The 19,001-nt window shown below is 65.9% G+C and carries 15 protein-coding genes and 1 tRNA gene; 10 read left to right on the top strand and 6 right to left on the bottom strand.

Annotation, left to right across the window (positions count from 1 at the left end; all coding sequences use genetic code 11):
- Positions 1-65: 65 nt before the first annotated feature.
- Complete coding sequence (locus HHL15_RS14960) at positions 66-287, bottom strand: hypothetical protein (protein ID WP_169146595.1); 222 nt, start codon at positions 285-287, stop codon at positions 66-68.
- A gap of 92 nt (positions 288-379) precedes the next feature.
- Between HHL15_RS14960 and pyrF the strand changes: the two genes are divergently transcribed.
- From pyrF to HHL15_RS14940, 4 genes are all read left to right on the top strand, one after another.
- Positions 380-1,198 carry an orotidine-5'-phosphate decarboxylase gene (pyrF, locus tag HHL15_RS14955; RefSeq protein ID WP_169146594.1) on the top strand — a complete coding sequence of 273 codons (819 nt, stop codon included), beginning with the start codon at positions 380-382 and terminating at the stop codon, positions 1,196-1,198.
- A gap of 170 nt (positions 1,199-1,368) precedes the next feature.
- Positions 1,369-2,274, top strand: a complete 906-nt coding sequence (locus HHL15_RS14950; RefSeq protein WP_169146593.1) for a transglutaminase-like domain-containing protein — start codon at positions 1,369-1,371, stop codon at positions 2,272-2,274.
- Between the two features lie 43 nt (positions 2,275-2,317).
- Positions 2,318-2,845, top strand: a complete 528-nt coding sequence (locus tag HHL15_RS14945) for a hypothetical protein (protein ID WP_169146592.1) — start codon at positions 2,318-2,320, stop codon at positions 2,843-2,845.
- 186 nt (positions 2,846-3,031) lie between these two features.
- Entirely contained in the window at positions 3,032-8,422 is a 5,391-nt protein-coding gene (locus HHL15_RS14940) for a DUF7379 domain-containing protein (protein ID WP_169146591.1), read from the top strand.
- Here the strand turns inward: HHL15_RS14940 and HHL15_RS14935 are convergent.
- Both HHL15_RS14935 and HHL15_RS14930 read right to left on the bottom strand, forming a co-directional pair.
- Positions 8,409-9,032: a DUF938 domain-containing protein gene (locus HHL15_RS14935; RefSeq protein WP_206198782.1), complete on the bottom strand. Its 624-nt coding sequence runs from the start codon at positions 9,030-9,032 to the stop codon at positions 8,409-8,411. The two genes, HHL15_RS14940 and HHL15_RS14935, sit on opposite strands and share 14 nt — an antisense overlap.
- Positions 9,029-9,955, bottom strand: a complete 927-nt coding sequence (locus tag HHL15_RS14930; protein WP_169146590.1) for a LysR substrate-binding domain-containing protein — start codon at positions 9,953-9,955, stop codon at positions 9,029-9,031. Before HHL15_RS14930 ends, HHL15_RS14935 begins: the two co-directional genes overlap by 4 nt.
- Before the next feature lie 99 nt (positions 9,956-10,054).
- Between HHL15_RS14930 and HHL15_RS14925 the strand changes: the two genes are divergently transcribed.
- Positions 10,055-11,248, top strand: coding sequence for a YbfB/YjiJ family MFS transporter (locus tag HHL15_RS14925; RefSeq protein ID WP_169146589.1), 1,194 nt, complete (start codon positions 10,055-10,057; stop codon positions 11,246-11,248).
- A 57-nt stretch (positions 11,249-11,305) separates the two neighbouring features.
- Positions 11,306-11,701, top strand: a complete 396-nt coding sequence (locus tag HHL15_RS14920; protein WP_169146588.1) for a tautomerase family protein — start codon at positions 11,306-11,308, stop codon at positions 11,699-11,701.
- 33 nt (positions 11,702-11,734) lie between these two features.
- Here HHL15_RS14920 and HHL15_RS14915 read toward each other — a convergent pair whose 3' ends face one another.
- On the bottom strand, positions 11,735-13,387 hold the full coding sequence (locus tag HHL15_RS14915) for an ABC transporter permease (RefSeq protein ID WP_169146587.1): 1,653 nt from the start codon (positions 13,385-13,387) through the stop codon (positions 11,735-11,737).
- A 46-nt stretch (positions 13,388-13,433) separates the two neighbouring features.
- Between HHL15_RS14915 and HHL15_RS14910 the strand changes: the two genes are divergently transcribed.
- Positions 13,434-14,501, top strand: a complete 1,068-nt coding sequence (locus HHL15_RS14910; RefSeq protein ID WP_169146586.1) for an ABC transporter ATP-binding protein — start codon at positions 13,434-13,436, stop codon at positions 14,499-14,501.
- A gap of 9 nt (positions 14,502-14,510) precedes the next feature.
- On the opposite strand, the gene HHL15_RS14905 is transcribed toward HHL15_RS14910, so the two are convergent.
- The gene (locus HHL15_RS14905) at positions 14,511-15,197 is read right to left on the bottom strand and encodes an RluA family pseudouridine synthase (protein ID WP_169146585.1); all 687 of its coding nucleotides are present in this window, start codon (positions 15,195-15,197) and stop codon (positions 14,511-14,513) included.
- A 406-nt stretch (positions 15,198-15,603) separates the two neighbouring features.
- Between HHL15_RS14905 and HHL15_RS14900 the strand changes: the two genes are divergently transcribed.
- The 3 genes from HHL15_RS14900 to HHL15_RS14890 all read left to right on the top strand — a co-directional run bounded on the left by HHL15_RS14900 (position 15,604) and on the right by HHL15_RS14890 (position 18,122).
- A complete protein-coding gene (locus HHL15_RS14900) occupies positions 15,604-17,022 on the top strand; it encodes a circularly permuted type 2 ATP-grasp protein (RefSeq protein ID WP_169146584.1) in 1,419 nt (472 codons plus the stop codon).
- Between the two features lie 3 nt (positions 17,023-17,025).
- The gene (locus tag HHL15_RS14895) at positions 17,026-17,976 is read left to right on the top strand and encodes an alpha-E domain-containing protein (RefSeq protein WP_169146583.1); all 951 of its coding nucleotides are present in this window, start codon (positions 17,026-17,028) and stop codon (positions 17,974-17,976) included.
- 69 nt (positions 17,977-18,045) lie between these two features.
- Positions 18,046-18,122: transfer RNA gene (locus tag HHL15_RS14890), tRNA-Pro, on the top strand.
- A gap of 181 nt (positions 18,123-18,303) precedes the next feature.
- Here HHL15_RS14890 and HHL15_RS14885 read toward each other — a convergent pair.
- Positions 18,304-19,001, bottom strand: a 698-nt coding sequence (locus HHL15_RS14885) for a hypothetical protein (RefSeq protein WP_169146582.1), incomplete at its 5' end; no start/stop codon positions are given.

The following is a 19,001-nucleotide window of genomic DNA, read 5'->3' as shown; positions in this document are numbered from 1 at the left end:
GTGCTCCGCTACCTCGTTCCTCCCTTGGTCGCATTTCCTGTGAAACACGCCGTTACGGAGCGCAGTCACTTCAGCGAGCGCTGTGCCAGATGCCCGGAAAGTCCGTGCAATTTGCCTGTTTTTAACAATAAGCTACGGTTTTTAATGGAGAAAAATTTTCTATCCGGATTGCCCGTGTTTTTTGGGGCCGGCGTTGCGCTGTTCAAGAAATGAGCAACTGCCCGCGCCTGCGCAGGGTGGGCTGATGCAATCCGTGACAGGAGATGGAGCATGCTGGAGCGCAGCATGAGCATTTCTGCCGGTGTGCCGGCACGCTGGCCGGGGCTGTTAAAATCCGCCCCCAGACTTTCACTCGCCGGGCTGGCCGCCCGTTCCTGCCATGGACTTCCGCTCCAAGCTCGCTGCCGTGTGGCAGCGCCATGATTCCCTTCTCTGTGTCGGCCTCGATCCGGACATTGCCCGTATTCCTGCTCATCTGAAGGACAGGCCCGACGCCGTGCTGGCCTTCTGCAAGGGCATCGTCGATGCCACCGCCGACCTGGCCTGCGCCTTCAAGCCGCAGATCGCCTACTTCGCGGCGGCCGGCGCTGAAGATCAGCTGCAGGATCTGATCGCCTATATCCACGAGCGCCACCCGGCGGTGCCGGTGGTGCTGGATGCCAAGCGTGGCGATATCGGCGCCACCGCCCAGCAATACGCCCGGGAGGCCTTCGAGCGCTTCAAGGCCGATGCCCTCACGGTGAATCCCTACATGGGTTTCGACTCAGTCGAGCCCTACCTGGCGTATCCCGACAAGGGCCTGATCGTGCTGTGCCGCACCTCCAATCCGGGTGGCTCCGATCTGCAGAACCTCAACATCGAAGGCGGGCGCAAGCTCTACCAGCATGTGGCCGCATTGGTGGCCGGGCGGTGGAACCTGCATGGGCAGAATGCGCTGGTGGTGGGAGCGACCTTTCCGCAGGAGCTGGCCGAGGTGCGCGCCATCGTCGGTGACCTGCCCCTGCTGGTCCCCGGCATCGGCGCCCAGGGCGGTGACGTGGAGGCGACCGTGAAGGCCGGGCGTAGCGCGGCCGGGGCAGGGCTGATGATTTCCTCGTCGCGGGCCATCCTGTATGCCGGCAAGGGCGAGGACTTTGCAGACCAGGCCCGGCAGGTCGCGCTGGCCACCCGGGACGAGGTGAATCTCTACCGTTCCTGAGTGCTGCGGGGCCACCGCGGCAGCCAGAAAGTCGGGCATGTTGCGTCGCCGCAGAGTAGGATGGAGCCTTGTCGCGGGCTCGGATCCTTACCGGTCCGTTGCCCGCGATGGTCATTTATACGCCGCATGACCCGCATTTCCGCGTCAAGGCTGCATTTCCAGGGACGCTCATGGTCAGATTGAAGTTTTCGGTTGAGTTGAATTACGAACTTTCGCAGCCCGGCTGCGACTTCATTTTCAACATTCATGCGGCGCACACCCGCCATCAGCTGGTGCTTACCGAGATGATGGAGCTCGGGCAGTTTTTGTTGCCCCAGGTCCATACCGACATGACCACCGGAAACCGCTACATGCGCCTCAAGGCCCAGGCCGGCCTGCTGCGCCTGCGCTACAGCGCCACGGTGGACCTGAAGCATCACGTCGCGGCGCCTGAGTCGATAGCCGAAGTGCCCATCGGGCGGCTGCCGGCCGATGTGCTGACCTACCTGTACCCAAGCCGCTACTGCCAGTCCGATCGGCTCTACGAGCTGGCCATGCGTGAGTTCGGCGCCCTGCCGCAGGGCTACGGGCGCATCCGGCGCGTCTGCGAGTGGGTCAAGCAGCACGTGGCCTTTCGCTCCAACACTACCAATGCCAGCACCTCGGCCATGGATACGCTGCAGGAGCGGGTGGGGGTGTGTCGCGATTTTGCCCACCTGATGATCGCCCTGTGCCGTGCCCTCAACGTACCCGCCCGCTTTGTGGCCGGTATCGACTACGGTGCCGACCCGGCGCTGGGGCCGAGCGATTTTCACGCCTACGTGGAGGTCTTTCTGGGGGATCGCTGGTATCTGTTCGATCCATCCGGCACCGCCATCCCGATGGGGCTGATGCGCTTCGGCACCGGCCGCGATGCGGCCGACGTGTCTTTTGCGACCATCTTCGGCCCGGTCACGGCCCAGCCGCCCAAAATCATCATCGAGGCGGTGGAGGACAAGGCCGCGGGGTTCGAACTGCCGCGCCACCGCCCGGAGGCCTTGTCCACCGACGACGGCTCGGCGGTCCTGATCGGAACCCGGCTCGCCCCTCTGGCTTGAGCCCTCGCCAAGGCTGACCATTCAATATCACAAGGAGATTTCCATGAGCACCATTGACGAGATCGCTGCCCGCCACGGCTTCAGTGGCGATGCAGGCCGGGCAGCCTATGCGGCCCTGCAGTCGGGTGGCTTCAGCCAGGCCCAGTTCAACCATCCGGAGTTCGGCGGGATGGGGCAGTGGATGAGCGGCGGCATGATGATGATCGGCGACATGTTCAACGACGGCCTCAAGTGGCGCGTCGGTGCGCTGCTCACCGAGCTGTCGCAGCACCGCGAGCCGCAGCCGGCGATGGCACCCCAGGGCAACAACTGGGGCTTTGCCCAGTGGTCCAACTGGTGGCCCGCGGAGCTGGGCTCCCCGGCCAGTTCGGGTAGCCAGAACGACATGGCCTATGCCTGGTTCCCAGCCTCCGGCAAGCTGCTGGTCAAGATCAGTGGCGACGTGTTTTCCTTCGATACGGGCAACCTGTCCATCTATGGCGTGCAGCAGCAACAGGGCGGTGGCATTGCCTCCGTGGTGCTGAACACCTCCAACGGGCCGATGGGGCTGCTGGGGCTCAACCGCAACTGAGCGTCCCTCTCCGATTCGTCCGGTCTTCCCGCGCGGGGCCGGCACACCGTCATGGTGTGCCGGCCCCGTGTGCATTCCCGGCCCGGCGCCCGCATGGCTTTGGCATTCGTGGGCTATAACTCATGCAGGACACGGCCTTGACCGGCTGGTTCCGCCACGAACAAGACGAATCCAGGGAGGAGCACCATGGCACAGCCCGTCGTAATCAGTCTGGAACTGGTATCCCGCCGCACCGAGAGCCAGCCCGGCTGGGAGACCGAGACCTTTGTCCTGGCCAGCACGGCCCGAGGTGGGCCGGGTGAATCCCGGCAGCTGGCGTTGCAGCCGGATGACGTGATCGAACTGGTGCTGGACAACGGCGAATCCCTGCTGGTGGCGGCGGAGGATGCCGGGCGCTACCTGGGGATGACCCAGGGGCGGGGGGTGGATGCCGGCCCGGTGCTGCATGTGGCCGGCCTGTTGCGCCCGTCGGGGCCTCAACTGCCGGCGGCGGCCAGCCGGGACGGGCTGGGGAGCTGGCTGTTGCGGGCCCTGAAGGTGCATCGCCAGGGGCCGGCGGGAGTGACGGCGCTGGCTGCGGCCGGCGCCTTCCAGGACTACCAGCTGGGCAACCGGCGTGGCTTGTACCGTGTGAGCACCGAAAGCTGGTCGCTTGCCGCGGTGGATCGGCTCGAAGGCTCACCGGAGCCGTCCCTGCTGTTCCTGCACGGCACGGCATCCAGCACCGACGGCAGTTTCCGTGCCCTGTGGGGCGGCAACAAGTCGGAGGTCGACCTCCGTGCCCGGCTGGCCGCACGGTACGGTGCCCGGGTCTATGGCTTCGAACACCGCTCGCTCACCGATAGTCCGGTGGCCAATACGCTGGCACTCGTCAAGGCCTTGCCGGACGGGGCACGCCTGCACCTGGTGAGCCATTCCCGCGGCGGCATGATCGGCGAACTGCTGGTGCGGGGGCAGCGGCGTGGTGCGGAGCCGTTCACTGCCAACGACATCCAGCGTTTTGCGGACCACGGCCGGCGAACCGGGCGGCAGGGCTATGAGCAGGACGCGGCGGACCTGGCGGAACTGGGGCGTCTGCTCAAGGCCAAGAGCTTGCGGATTGAGCGTTTCGTGCGGGTAGGGGCGACCGCCCGTGGCACCACCCTGGCTTCCGGGCGGCTGGACCGCTGGGCCAGCGTCATGCTCAACCTGTTCGGCCGGGGCATTGGCGCGATTCCCGGACTGCAGGGCGTGGCGGCGGGGTATGAACTGCTGCAGTCCTTCCTGCGGGCGGTGGTGAAGATGCGCAGCGATGCGCGCATCCTGCCCGGCCTGGAGGCCATGATGCCCGACTCGCCGCTGGTGGCGCTGCTCAACGCACCCGACGTCGAGGTCGATTCGCCGCTCCACGTGATCGCCGGTGATCACGAGGGCAAGGGCCTGCTGGCCTGGCTGGGGGACTGCCTGTCGGAGGCCTTCTACGGTGGCGAGACCGACCTGGTGGTGAACACGCCGTCGATGTCGGGCGGCGCGCCGCGCACCCCGGGTATCTGGCTGCAGAGCCTGAGCGGGCCGGATGTGAACCATCTGAGTTATTTCAACCGCGAAGAAAGCGCGGGTGCCCTGATCGAGGCACTGGAAGGAAAGAACGGTCGCTTCGAGCGCCAGGACGGGCCGTCGCGGACGGAGATTGCACGGGGCGGGCGCAAGCCGATGCTGCGGCCGGATGCGCCCATCGCGCTGATGCTGCCCGGCGTGATGGGCAGCCATCTGGCCATCGGCAGCGACCGGATCTGGTTCGATCCCCTCAGCATGATCGCCGGCGAGATGTCCTTGCTGAAGGTGGATGCCCAGGGGGTGGCGCCTGACGGCTGGCAGGACATGTCCTACGAGGCTTTTGCCCGGCATCTGTCCTTCACCCATGAGGTGCGGCCCTTCGCCTATGACTGGCGCCTGTCCCTCTCCGTCGCCGCGGCACGTTTTGGTGTCGAGCTGGACAAGGCCATGGAGGATGCCCGCCAGCGGGGCAAGCCCGTGCACATCGTTGCCCACTCCATGGGCGGGTTGGTGGCGCGCCTCGCCATGAAGGAGCGCTGGGCAGCGCTCAAGGCGATTCCGGGCAGCCGCCTGATCCAGTTCGGCACGCCGAACAATGGCTCCCACAGCATCGCCGCGGTGCTGACCGGGCGCGATGCCTTTGTGCAGAAGATCGAGCGCTATTTCGACTGGCACCACGACATGCGGGAGTTTCTGGAGATCGTCTGCGTCTTTCCTGGCGTGCTCGAATTGCTGCCTTGGCCGGTGAAAGACGGCAAGGCCGGCGACGGCATCGATTACTTCGATCAGCAGGTCTGGCAGGACTGGGCCGCCCGGGATGCGGAAAACCAGCGCAGCCGTGATGCGGACATGCGCTTCGAGCGTGCCAAGGGGGCCGGCGATGGCTGGCCGGTGCCGACCCGTGAAGCGCTTGAGCAGGCCCGTCAGACCATCCTGGAGATACAGGCGGTGGAGCTGGACCCTGCCTGCTGCCTGTACGTGGCTGGCCGGGAGCGCACCCCGGTGGCCCTGCGTGTCAGCGAGGCCGGGCAGGTGGAGATCGGCTGGACCAACAGCGGAGATGGCCGCGTGGCCTGGGCCACCGGCATTCCGCCGCGGGTCCCCGTGTGGTATGTGGATGCGGCCCACGGCGATCTGCTCAACCATGAGGCTGCTTTTGACGAGTATCTGTCGATCATCCAGGCGGGAGCTTCCAGTCTGCCCATCTCTCCACCGTCATCACGGGGGGCAGAGGACGTGAGCTTCGTGCCGGCGCCGCTGGAGGTCCATACCCTCTATCCGACGGCCGAAGAAGTGCTGGCGGCTGCGCTCTGCAGCCGCCCGGGCAGGGGCAGAAAGCTTGGCGGGCAGGGGAAGACGGCCACCCTGATCCAGCTGACCCATGGCAGCCTGGCGGGCGCCGTCGCGCCGCTGATCATTGGTGCCTACGACAACGACCCAGTGAAGGGGAGTGCCAGCTTCCTGGATCGCCTGCTGGGCGGCAGTCTTGGGCGGGCGCAGCGTCTCGGGCGCTACCCGGGGCGGGCGGGTGAGGCCATGTTGTTCCTGGCCCCGTCGCCGTCGACACGGCCGACCGGGGCCGTGGTTGTCGGCCTTGGCCCGATAGGCGGTCTGCAGCCAGGTGTCCTGACCCGTGCGCTGACCCAGGGTCTGTTGGAATATGCGCGGGTCTGGAGCAACGCCCGCCTGCCGATCGGGGATGGCGCGATCGGCGGTGTGGATCTGTCGGCCCTGCTGGTGGGGACGGGCTATGGCGGCGTTCCGGTGGAGGTCGGCGTGCGTTGCCTGGCCGAGGCCCTGGTACGGGCCGGTGAGGCGCTGCGTCAGGCCCAGGTTCCGGTGCGGATCCAGTCTCTTCAGTTGTTCGAGGAGGAGGAGTCCCGCGCCATCTCGGCCGGGCTGGCCCTGCGGGAGCTGGCTGGCGACGGCAAGTTCCTGGGGGCGATCCGCTTCGACGGGCAGATCCGTTCCGGCCAGGGCCGTTACCGGGGCCGCCTGGAGGAGCAGTCGGGAGACGGCTGGCAGCGGGTGCACGTGGTCGAGGTTCCCCAGGGCGGGCTGCGCTTCACCCTGGTGACGGAGCGGGCACGCAACGAGGTGAACGACGAGCCCGACCAGCGCCAGGCGGTGGATGGCCTGATCCGCACCGCCATCGGCGATACCACCGACCAGCCAGGGCTGTCGCGGGCCCTGTTCGAGCTGTTGGTGCCAAATGGCTTCAAGGAGGCCCTGCCGGATCTGCGCGGCCTGATCCTGGGGGTGGATCCGGTGGCGGCGGTGTATCCCTGGGAGCTGATGCGGGACGAGGCCGACCGCTTCGAGACGCCGCTGGTGACCCGCATCGGGCTGGTCAGGCAACTGGCCTCGACCCACGGCCGGCCGCGCGTGCCCACGGTGCGGGACCTGTCAGCCCTGGTGGTAGGCGACACGGATTCGGGGTTTGCCGCCTTGCCGGGTGCCCAGCGGGAGGGAATGGCCGTGGCTTCCGCGCTGCGCAACAACGGCTACCGGGTGAAGTTCCTTGAGCGGCCCGATGGCCAGACCGTGATGGTCAATCTCTTTGACGAGCATTACAGGGTGATCCATCTGGCGGCTCACGGCAATGTCAGCGGCACAGACGGCCAGACCGGCATGGTGCTGGGCCCGGACACCTACCTGACCACCGCGCAGATCAGCAAGCTGCGCTGGGTGCCCGAACTGGTCTTCATCAACTGCTGCCACCTGGGCAACATGCAGGCGGACGCACGGCCGCGCTGGGGAAGGTTGGCCGCCAACCTGGCCACCGAGTTCATCGAGATGGGCTGCCGGGCGGTGATCGCCGCTGGCTGGGCGGTGGACGATGCGGCGGCGGAGGTGTTCTCGGCCACCTTCTACCGGGAGATGCTGGCCGGCCGGCGCTTTGGCGACGCGGTCAGGCAGGCCCGTCTGGACGCCTACCGGCGCCACCCGGCCACCAACACCTGGGGGGCTTACCAGGCGTATGGCGATGAGCGCTATCGCCTGGTCGGTGCGATGGACGATGACTGGAAGGTGCCGGACTACATCCATCCGGGCCAGGTGGCAGGCGAACTGGAGCGCCTGTTCGCCCGGGCGGGCTCGGCCAGCGAAGAGGAGCGCGCAATCTATCGGGCACGCGTGCAGCAGATCGAGGACCAGGCCGTGGGCCGCTTCCCCCGCTCAGCCGAAATCGCCGGGTGGCTCGGCAAGGTATGGGCGGCCCTCGGCGAAAAAGGCAAGGCGATTGCCAGCTACCGGACCGCCCTGGGTGGCGAAGGCAGTGTCAGCCTGGGCATGCTCGAGCAACTGGGCAACCTGGAGGTGAGGCACGGCGAAGCCCTGTGCTCTGCAGCCAGGGCGCCCGGCGCGGGCGAAGCCGATGCGAAGGCGCGCCAGGCCGAGGGCGAAGCCATGATGGCGGTGGGCTGCGAGCGCCTCGCCGGTTTGCTGGCCCTGGGCCGAACGGTGGAGCGCGAGTGCCTGGTGGCGTCGAGCGTCAAGCGGCGGGCCCTGGCGCTGCGCTTGAGTGGCAAGGCGCTCGACACCGAGCTGCAGCGGGTGAGCGAAGGATATGCAGCGGCCAGTGAGCTGTCGGTCACCCTGAGCGGGGAGCGGGACTACTACCCGACCCTCAACGCGCTGGACGGCGAGGTGTTGCTGGCCGCCCGCGGCCGGCTCGATATTACCGATGCCTGGCGGACGCGCTGCCTGGCGTGGTGCCGCGAGTCCGCCGCCAACGGGGCGCGCCGCTTCCAGCTGGAGCCTGGCTATTTCCATGCGCTGGCTGAGATCGAGGCGGCGCGGATCGAGGCGATGGTTGCGCTGCTGGCCGACATGCCGGAAAGCGCGCTGACGTTGACCAAGGTGCTGGAGGCCGTGGTTGAGCGCTACCGCAGCCTGTTCCTCCGCCTCGGCTCAGCTCAGGAGCATGACTCGACGCTCAGCCAGTTGGCGTGGCTGCAGCGCCAGCTCCCCACCAAGGGCAAGGGCCACGAACTGGCCGTTGCCCTCAAGGCCTTGCAGAAGGCGATCAAGCAGGGCTGAGCGGAGCCGCCGCTGCACGACGCCAGACAATGCAGCGGTTGTTGGCGGGCAGGCTGCGGTCCTCCAGCAAGTGCAGCCCGGCCTGCCTGGCCAGGGCATCCACGGCTTCGAAGTCGCGGATGCCCCGGGCCGGGTCGTCGCGGCGCAGGGCTGCATCGAATTCGGCATTGCTGGCGCTGGTGAAGTGTCCGCCGTAGTTGAAGGGACCGTACACCACGAGCAACCCGGCCGGCGCCAGGATCTGCGGCAGATGGGCAAACAGCTGCCCGACCTGTGGCCAGCCCATGATGTGCAGGGTGTTGGCGGTGAACACCGCATCGAAGCGGCCGTCCGGCCAGTTGCCCGCCACGTCCAGGGTGAGGGGCGGCGGGGTGTTGGGCAGGGCTGCATCGGCAAGCCACAGGCGGATTCCGGGCAGGTATTCGGGACGGTCGCTGCATTGCCAGTTCAGGTGCGGCAGGGCCCCGGCGAAATGCACGGCGTGCTGTCCGCTGCCCGAGCCGATCTCCAGCACCAGGCCTGCCTCCTGGAGATGCGCCGCCAGAACCGCCAGGATGGGCGCCTTGTTGCGGTCGCAGGCGGGGGAATAGGGCTTGTCGAAGATGTTCATGGGGTGATGGTCGCGGTGGTGTTGTCGACAGGGCCAAGTCGTTCGGCGAGGCAGCGGGCCAGGGCTTCCCGCGCCGGCTGGCGGCTGCGGGCCCGGTGCCACACCATGATGGTCGGGACCTGGGCGATGTCGTCGGGTACGGGATGAAGGCGCAGGGTGGCATGCGCTGGGTCCGGACCGGTGAGATGCTCGCCGATGATGACCCGCGGCACCAGGCTGACGCCCATGCCGGCGGCGACGCAACCGAGGATGGCTTCGAAGGTGCCGAACTCGCTGCTGCGGGTCACCGGCACGCCGTCGCGGCGCAGCCAGTCAAGCAGGCGCTGGCGGTAACTGCAGCCTTCCTTGAAGGTGTACACCTCCACCGGCCCGCGACGGGCCAGGTCGGCTGCACTCTTGATGGGCGCCCAGTCGGCAGCGCTGATCAGCACCAGTTCCTCGATCACCACGGGCGTGCTGTCCAGGTCGGGATGGCTGATCGGCCCGGTCAGCAGGGCCGCATCAAGCTGGTGGCTGAGGATCTCCTCGGTTAGCACTGCCGCGTTGGCGGTGCGCAGGCGCAGCTCGACGGACGGGTACAGGCGCCGGAAATCGGCGATGACCTTGGGCAGTCGGGAAGCCGCGGTAGTCTCCATGGAGCCGAGACGGAGCCGGCCCTGGGGCGATTCGCCCAGGCGCACAGCCTCCCGGGCTTCTTGGGCGAGGGCCAGCAGGCGTTCGGCGTAGCCCGCCAGCAGATGGCCGGCAGGGGTGATCACCAGGCGCCGGTTGATGCGGTCGAAGAGGGGGGTGCCCAGGTTTTCTTCCAGTAGCCTCAGGCGCGTGGTGACGTTGGACTGCACCGTGTGCAGCCGCTCGGCCGCCCGGGTGACGCTGCCTTCCTCGACGATGGCGCGGAACATGCGCAGGTCGGTCAGTTCCATTTTCATCTCTATTGGTGATGACATAGATCAAATTAAATCATTTTTCTTGTTGGTTTGCGCTTGATAGTGTGACTCCCGTGTTCAACGGGAGATCGCATCGTGCCCTTATCCAGAATTGCAGTACGTCTGCAGGCCGGCCCCGTGCCGGCGGCGGCGGGTGTTGCGTTGTGCGGCCTGCTGGCCTTGGCCCTCGCCATGGGGGTGGGGCGTTTCGGCTACACGGCGCTGCTGCCGCAGATGCGGGATGAAGGCTGGGTCGATCTGAGTGGTGGTGGTGTGCTGGCGGCGGCCAATTACCTGGGTTACCTGGTGGGGGCCTTATGGGCTGCCTTCAGCCGCGCGGCTGACGGGCGCAGGCGCCTGGCCTGGGGGCTGCTGACCAGCGTCGCCAGCACCTTTGCAATGGGGCTGGATCTCGGCCTCGGCGCCTGGTGTGGCGTGCGCTTCGTGGCGGGCTGGGCGAGCGCGGCGGTCTATGTGTACGCAACCGGCCTGGTGCTGCGCCGCCTTGCAGCGTGCGATGCGGCAGGCTGGACGGCACTGCATTACATGGGCGTGGGGACGGGGATCGCCCTGTCGGCGGTGGTGGCCATGGGCGTCCAGGAGCACGGGAGTGCGTTGCAGGGGTGGTGGATTCTCGGTGCGCTGGCCACGCTTGCGGCCCTCTTCGCCGCTGCGGGCCTGCTGCGCCTGGAGATACCGCATCCGCCCGTTTCGGCTTCGGGTCGCGCGCCGGTACCTGTGGCGCCGCCCTTGGGCTGGCTGGCGGCGGCCTATGGGCTGGCGGGCTTTGGCTACATCGTCAATGCCACCTTTCTGCCGGTGATCCTGCGCAGCCAGTCGGGCACGTCACAGGCCGGCCTGCAGGGCTGGCTGCTGGTGGGCCTGGCGGCCTTGCCGGCGACGCTGCTGTGGGTGCGGCTGTCCTTCCGCTGGGGCGTGTACCCGGCCCTGATCACTGCGACCCTGGTGCAGGCTGTGGGTGTGGCCTTGCCGGTGCTGGCGGAGGGGCACGGGGCGGCCCTCGTCGGGGCCGCGCTGCTCGGCGGGACCTTCATGGGTATTGCTGGCTTGGCCCAGTGGCTGGCCAGGGTGCCCGACCCCCATGCGACAGCGCGCCGGATCGGCCTGATCACCGCCTGCTACGGAGTCGGGCAGATCGCCGGGCCGCTGGTGGTGGCGTGGTGGGGCCGGGACGGCGGCCTTCGCTTGCCGGTGCTGGCCGCGGCGGCTGCCTTGCTGCTCAGCGCCGTTCTGCTTGAGGTGTCGCGGCGGCGCGAGGGCCTGGTCTGAAGAGCCCACGAGAGGGACAGTTTTTCAATCGGAGTTTTTCAATCGAAGGAGTTCGTGATGCCTTACCTGAATCTGTCCTATGCCTCTGCGGAGGCCCCAGCAGCTGCAGAGCTGGCGGCCGTGCTCACCGACCTGACCGTCAGGCTGCTCGGCAAGAAGCGTGAATTGACCGTGGTGACACTGCAGCGGGTAGCGCTGGCCGACTGGTTCCTGGGGGGTGCCGTGCTGGGGGAGGGCCAGTCCGGCGCACTGCTCGAGATCCGCATCACCGCCGGAACCAATACCAAGGCGGAGAAGGCTGCCTTCATCCGGGCTGTCTTCGATGCGCTGGCGACGCGCCTTCCCGGCCTGGTGCCGGCAAGCTATGTGGCGCTGCATGAGCCTGCCGCCGATGCCTGGGGCTATGGCGGGCTGAGCCAGGAGTTCCGCTACATCCAGGGGCAACTGCTGTAGCCGGCAAGGGCATGCCGGCACGTGCCGTACGGGCTATTTGCCGTGGCGGGAGATTTGCCGGGATAGCGCGATCAAGGGCAGCAGGCCGACCGCCACGATGGCCAGCGCCGCCGTGGAGGCCTCGGTGAGGCGCTCGTCGGAGGCTAGCACATAGGTCTGGGTGGCCAGCGTGTCGAAGTTAAAGGGGCGCATCACCAGGGTGGCGGGCAGTTCCTTCATCACATCCACAAAGACCAGCAGGCCGGCTGTGAACAGGCTGCCCCGCAGGATCGGCACGTGCACCCGGCGCAGGGTGCTGCCCTGGCCCAGGCCCAGGCTGCGGGCCGCGTCGTCCATGCTCGGGGTGATCTTGGACAGGCTGGCTTCGACGGTCTGCAGGGCGACGGCCAGGAAGCGCACCAGGTAGGCGTAGATCAGCGCCGCGATGCCGCCGGTGAGGAGCAGGCCCGGATTGACACCAAACCAGGCCTGCCATTGGGCCACCAGCCAGTTGTCGAGGCGGGTCACCGGGATCAGCACTCCTACGGCGATGACGGTGCCGGGCACGGCGTAACCCAGCCCGACCAGGCGGTTGAGGCCGCGTGACAGCATGGTCCTGGTGAGGCGGGCACTGTAGGCCAGCAAGACGGCCAGCACTACCGCGACCAGCGCGGTGAGGCCGGCGAGGGTGAGGCTGTTGCGGGCCAGGGTGATGAAGCGCTCGCCGAACTGGCTGTCTCCCTCACCAAAGGCCATGCGCAGGAGCAGGGTGGCAGGCAGCAGGAAGCCGAGGGCAAGCGGCAGCGCGCAGGCCAGCATGGCCAGCAGCCCGGCACCGCGCTGCAGGCGCGCGGCCGGCGGGCGGTGCCGCTGGGAGGTGTTGTGGTAGCGGGCCCGGCCACGGGTGAGGCGCTCGACCACCACCAGCAGCAGTACAAAGCCGAGCAGTATGGCTGCCAGCTGTGCCGACGCGATCCGGTCGCCGAGGGAGAACCAGGCCCGGTAGATGCCGGTGGTGAAGGTATTGACGGCGAAGTAGGCGACGGTGCCGTAGTCGGCCAGGGTTTCCATCAGGGCCAGGGCGACGCCTGCGGCAACGGCCGGCCGGGCCAGCGGCAGGGAGATGGTGAAGAAGGCCCGCCATGGGCCGATGCCCAGGGTGCGGGCAGCCTCCAGCACGCCGCCGGCCCGCTCGAGGAAGGCGGTGCGGGCCAGCAGGTAAACATAGGGATAGAGCACGAAGACGAACATCAGCATGGCGCCCGGCAGCGTGCGGATGTCCGGAAAGTAGTAGTCGCCCCGCCTCCATTCAAAGAACTCACGCAGGCTGGTCTGTACCGGGCCGACAAACTGCAGGAAGTCGGTATACACATAGGCCATGACGTAGGCCGGCATGGCGAGGGGTAGCACCAGTGCCCATTCAAAGACCTTGCGGCCGGGGAAGTCGTGCATGGCGGTCAGCCAGGCGGTGGTGACGCCGATGAGCGCCACGCCGAAACCAACGCCCAGGCACAGGGTGAGGGAGTTGCCGATGTATTCGGGCAGAACGGTGGCGGTGAGGTGCGCCCAGGTCTGGTTGGTGCCGCCCTGGAAAAGGTTGAAGCCCACGCTGGCCACCGGCAGACCGGCCAGCAGGGCGATCAGGAAGGCGGTCAGGACGAGGGGGGAGAGCGATCCGGTGTGGAGGCGAAAGGGGCTGGTGGTCATGGTAGGCTTTAGCTTATTGCGAATTGTAATCGTTATAATCGATGCCATGTCCAAACTAGAACTCAAGTCTGTCGTCCAGCGCTACGGCAGCCACACCATCGTCAATGGCGTCGACTTCCGGTTGGAGCAGGGCAGCATCGCCTGTCTGCTCGGGCCGTCCGGCTGTGGCAAGACTACCTTGCTGCGTTGCATTGCCGGGTTTGAGGATGTGGCGGGAGGAGAGATCCTCATCAACGGTGCACCGGTGAGTTCGCCGGGGCGGCGGGTTCCTCCCGAGAAGCGCCAGGTCGGCATGGTGTTCCAGGACTACGCTTTGTTTCCGCACCTGACAGTGGCCCGCAATGTCGGTTTCGGCCTGGGCGGGCTGGGTGCGGCCGAGCGGGATCGGCGGGTCGACGACCTGCTGGTGACGGTGGGGCTGGGCGGGCAGGGGCACAAGTTCCCCCACGAGCTTTCCGGCGGCCAGCAGCAGCGTGTCGCACTTGCACGCGCGCTCGCCCCGCGGCCCGAACTGGTATTGCTGGACGAACCCTTCTCGAACCTCGATGTGGATCTGCGCGAGCGCCTGTCGGTGGAGGTGCGCGAGATCCTCAAGAAGGAAGGGATGACCGCGGTGCTGGTGACCCATGACCAGCACGAAGCCTTCGCGATGGCCGACGAGATCGGTGTCATGTCCGATGGGCGGATCCAGCAGTGGGACAGCCCGTACAACCTGTACCACCGCCCGGTGAACCGCTTCGTTGCCGACTTCGTTGGCAAGGGCGTGTTCGTGCCGGGCGAGGTGCTCGATGAGCGGCAGGTGCGCATCGAACTGGGCGTGCTCAGTTCAGGCGTGCCGATGGAGTGCAGCCGCGGCTGCCAGGCCTGCGGCCGGGGCTGTGCCGTGGAGGTCCTGCTGCGCCCCGACGACGTGGTGCACGACGACACCAGCCCGACCCGGGCCGAGGTGCGCTACAAGGCCTTCCGTGGTGCGGACATCCTCTACACCCTGCGCCTGGACAGCGGGGTGGAGGTGCTCTCCCTGGTTCCCTCGCATCACAATCATGCGCTGGGCGAACAGATCGGCGTGCGGCTCGAAGCCGATCACGTCATCGCCTTCCGCCACACGGGCTGATCCGCCGGTTCAGAATGGCGCGGGGCTGTGCAGTTCGAGCCGTGCGCCGCTGGCCGGGTGGGGCAGGGAGAGGCTCTCCGCATGCAGCAGCAGGCGGGGCGAGGCTTCCCGCCAGGGGCTCGGCGCATACAGCTCATCGCCCACGATCGGATGGCCGATGGCCTGCATATGTACACGCAGCTGGTGTGAGCGCCCCGTATGGGGGTACAGCCAGACACGGCTGGTGTCGCCTTCGGGTAGGGTCCATACAACTTCATAGTGCGTCAGCGATGGCTTCCCTGCTTCGTGATCGACCTTCTGGCGCGGCCGGTTCGGCCAGTCGGTGATCAAGGGCAGGGCAATCTCGCCCCGCTCCGGCCGGGGGCGGCCCGCCACCACGGCGACATAGCGCTTGACGACCTGGCGCTGCTGGAAGGCGATGCTCAGGCGCCGTTCCATCTCCTTGCCGCGGGCCATCACGATCAGCCCGGAGGTGGCCATGTCCAGCCGATGGACGATCAGGGCATCGGGGAAGCAAGCCTGCACGCGGCTTGCGAGGCTGTCCGCATGCTCCGGCCCGCGTCCCGGCACCGACAGCAAGCCCGTCGGCTTGTCGAACACCAGCAGACTGTCGTCCTCGTAGATGATCACCGGCGGGCCTGCGGGGGGTGAGTAGCGCAGGGGAGGCGGCGGAGAGGCGGGCAGGGGCAATGTCATGGCGGCAGCAGGCAAACGGAGCGGGATTGTTGCACGGCCGGATCTTGTCCACAGAACCGGTGGGCAACCCTGTGGACAAGCTGTGGGCAATCGGGTGCGTGCATCAGCGTGACTGGAGATTTTACCTTTGCCTCAATTCGCATCCTGGGCTTCGATCAAGCTTCATGTCAGCATGGTAAGCAGTCCTTCAAGGCTCGCCCGATCGACGCTGTGTTGCCGCTGCCGGGGTTGAATGCACCGACTTAAGGCAGACAGCTTTCCCGGGTTCGGTGCGTTCGCACTGATATGGTGCGCGCATGGGGTGCCTGAGCCTAAAGTCATTTGTTTACTAAGGTTTTTTGATTGGCATGCTTTTAGCTATATCAAAGGTGGTATCTCCGCTTTACAACATAACAGGCGAGCGCTAATGGCCATCACAAAATTCTTCAACGAAATGACCGCGGACGATGGGAGTGTCCGTGCCCATTACGCGGGCTACGCCGCGTGGTTGCGTGAAACGCCCGCAGACCGCATCGAGCGCAAACGGGCCGAAGCCGACGCCCTGTTCCATCGCTATGGCATCACGTTTGCCGTGTATGGCGAGGAGTCGGGCACCGAGAGGCTCATTCCCTTCGACATCATTCCCCGCATCATTCCTGCCAAGGAGTGGAAGAGTCTGGAAGCCGGCCTGCGCCAGCGGGTCAAGGCCCTCAACTGCTTCATCCACGACATCTACCACGACCAGGAAATCCTCAAGGCCGGCCACATCCCCGCCGAGCAGGTCCTGAACAACGCCCAGTACCGGCCGGAGATGCAGGGCGTGAACGTGCCCTGCGACATCTACGCCGCCATCGCCGGGGTGGACGTGGTGCGTGCCGGGGAGGGCGAGTTCTACGTGTTGGAAGACAACTTGCGGGTGCCGTCCGGGGTGTCTTACATGCTCGAAGACCGCCGCATGATGATGCGTCTCTTCCCCGAACTGTTCGCCCGCCACAGGGTGGCGCCGGTCGAGCACTACCCGGACATGCTGCTGCACACCCTGCGCAGCCTGGCCCCCCAGGGCGTGACCGACCCGACCGTGGTGGTGCTCACGCCGGGCGCCCACAACAGCGCCTACTTCGAGCATGCCTTCCTGGCGCAGCAGATGGGCGTTGAACTGGTGGAAGGGCAGGACCTCTTCGTGCGCGAAGACCAGGTCTATATGCGCACCACCCAGGGGCCGCGCCGGGTGGACGTGATCTACCGCCGGGTGGACGACGACTTCCTCGACCCCAAGTATTTCCGCAAGGACTCGATGCTCGGCGTCCCGGGCCTGCTCGACGCATACCGTGCCGGCCGGGTCACCGTTTCGAATGCCATCGGCACCGGCGTGGCGGACGATAAGTCCATCTACCCCTATGTGCCGGAGATGATCCGCTTCTATCTTGGTGAAGAGCCGACCCTCAACAACGTGCCGACCTTCATGTGCCGCAAGCCCGAAGACCTGGCCTACACCCTGGCCCACCTGCCCGAACTGGTGGTCAAGGAGGTACATGGCGCGGGTGGCTACGGCATGCTGGTGGGGCCTGCCTCGACCAAGGAGCAGATCGAGACTTTCCGCAAGTACCTGATCGCCAATCCCGAGAAGTACATCGCCCAGCCGACGCTGGCGCTTTCTAATTGTCCGACCTTCGTGGAAAACGGCGTTGCGCCGCGCCACCTGGACCTGCGGCCCTTCGTGCTCTCCGGCACCGAGGTGCAGATGGTGCCGGGCGGGCTGACCCGCGTCGCCCTGCGCGAAGGATCGCTGGTGGTGAACTCGTCCCAGGGCGGTGGCACCAAGGACACCTGGGTATTGGAGGCCTGAAAAATGCTGAGCAGAACCGCTGACCACCTCTTCTGGATGGCCCGTTACATGGAACGGGCCGAAAACACCGCGCGCATCCTCGACGTCACCTACCGGCTTTCCCTGCTGCCGCAGAACGGCGAGGAGGTAGAGGCCATGTGGGCCGGCATGCTCAAGATCATGGAGCTGCAGGACACCTTCCTGGCCAAGCATCCGGCCTACACCACCGAGTCGGTGCTTGAATTCATGATCTTCGACCGGGACAACCCCGGCAGCATCTACCGCTGCCTGCGCGCCACCCGTGAGAACGCCCATGCAGTACGCGGAACCCTCACCTCGGAGCTCTGGGAAACCTCCAACGAAACCTGGCTCAAGATGCGCGACTTCTCTGTCAGCAAGCTGCTGGAGAGCGGGCCGGGAGCATTCTTCGAATGGGTCAAGTACCGCTCCCATCTGTCACGCGGCGTCACCATCGGGACGATGCTGCAGGACGAAGCGCTGCGTTTCATCCGTCTCGGCACCTTCCTGGAGCGGGCCGACAACACCGCACGCATCCTCGAGGTGAAATACCTCAACCTGCTGCCCGGCGCAGACGAAGACTCGGCGCATGCTGCCGATTACTATCAGTGGAGCGCGCTGCTGCAGTCCGTGTCCGCCTTCGAGGTGTATCGCAAGGTTTACCGCGACCAGATTACCCCTCTGCGCGTGGCCGAGCTGCTCGTGCTGCGGGCCGACATGCCGCGCTCCCTGGCCCGCAGCATGAAGGAGGTCTATTCCAACCTGACCCGTGTCTCCAATGCGCGCTCGGCTGAAACCGAACGCCTGGCGGGTGAATTGGAATCCCATCTGCGCTTTGGCCGGATCGAGCGGATCTTCGAAGGCGGCTTCCGGAAATACCTGGAAGATTTCCGTGATCGTATCTTCGATCTGGGCTGCAGAATCTCCGACGATTTCCTGATTCCTGCTTCTGCCTGAAGCAAATTAAAGGAAGGCGCAAAAAAGACTTGGCAAAGCAAAAAGACATGTCTATAATGCGCAGCTTGTCGGGGCGTAGCGCAGCCTGGTAGCGCACTTGCATGGGGTGCAAGGGGTCGCGAGTTCGAATCCCGCCGCCCCGACCAAAGAAACAAACAAAAGGCCCAGTCTTCGGACTGGGCCTTTTGTTTTGTGCGTTTGGCGTGGCTCTTGCCGTGAGGGGCGGGGCGTCGCCTTGGATTGTCATGCGTCCGTATCCCCCATGCTGCCCCGTCTCCGTTGAGTCTGGGTGCGTCTGCATCACACATCGATCCCTCAATGAAGCAATCAGGTAGCGCTGCGAAGCATGTTGACGGTTCTGTGAAGAATGTTGACTGCGCTGTGAGGCATGTTGACCGCGCTGTGAAGCATGTTGACTGCTCTGCGAAGAATGTTGACGTCGCTGTGAAGCATGTTGACTGCGCTGTGAAGCATGTTGACGGTTCTGCGAAGCATGTAGACGCCGCTGCGAAGCGTGCAGGCTGTTCTGTGACGCAAACCGGTGCGGATCGGTGGGGAGGGCGCGTGGAGATGTGACGACTTGCCGGGGCCAATCTCTTTCTTTATGGGCTCATCACTTTTTTCAAATGAATAAAATGATCGCCCCTGTTGCAGGGGGTCGATAGATCTGTATAATTCGCCCTCTTCGCTGCAGCACAAACGGCAACGTAGTGCTGAGGCGGTGAGGGGGTTCCGGATGTGATCTGGAATCTGCGTTGAGCGGTTTTGTTTTTGAGCGGTTTTCTGCTGGAAACAAATGCTTGACAGGGTTTTAAAGCTCTGTAGAATGCGCACCTCTTCGCTGCAGTGCAAACGGAAACGTAGCGCTGGAGTGGTGGAGAGGGGTTCTGGAAGAAGTTTCCGGGTCCTGCGGATCAAGGCTTTGTTGTTCGGCGAAATGCCTGGAAAAACAAAGTTCTTGACGGAGACAAAAAGCTCTGTATAATGCGCACCTCTTCGCTGCTGATGCAGCAGTTCTTTAAAAA

This window comes from Zoogloea dura, assembly GCF_012927165.1.
In the GTDB taxonomy this organism is placed as follows: domain Bacteria; phylum Pseudomonadota; class Gammaproteobacteria; order Burkholderiales; family Rhodocyclaceae; genus Zoogloea; species Zoogloea dura.
Note: the sequence above shows the minus strand (reverse complement) of the source record. Positions and strands in the feature narration are given on the sequence as shown.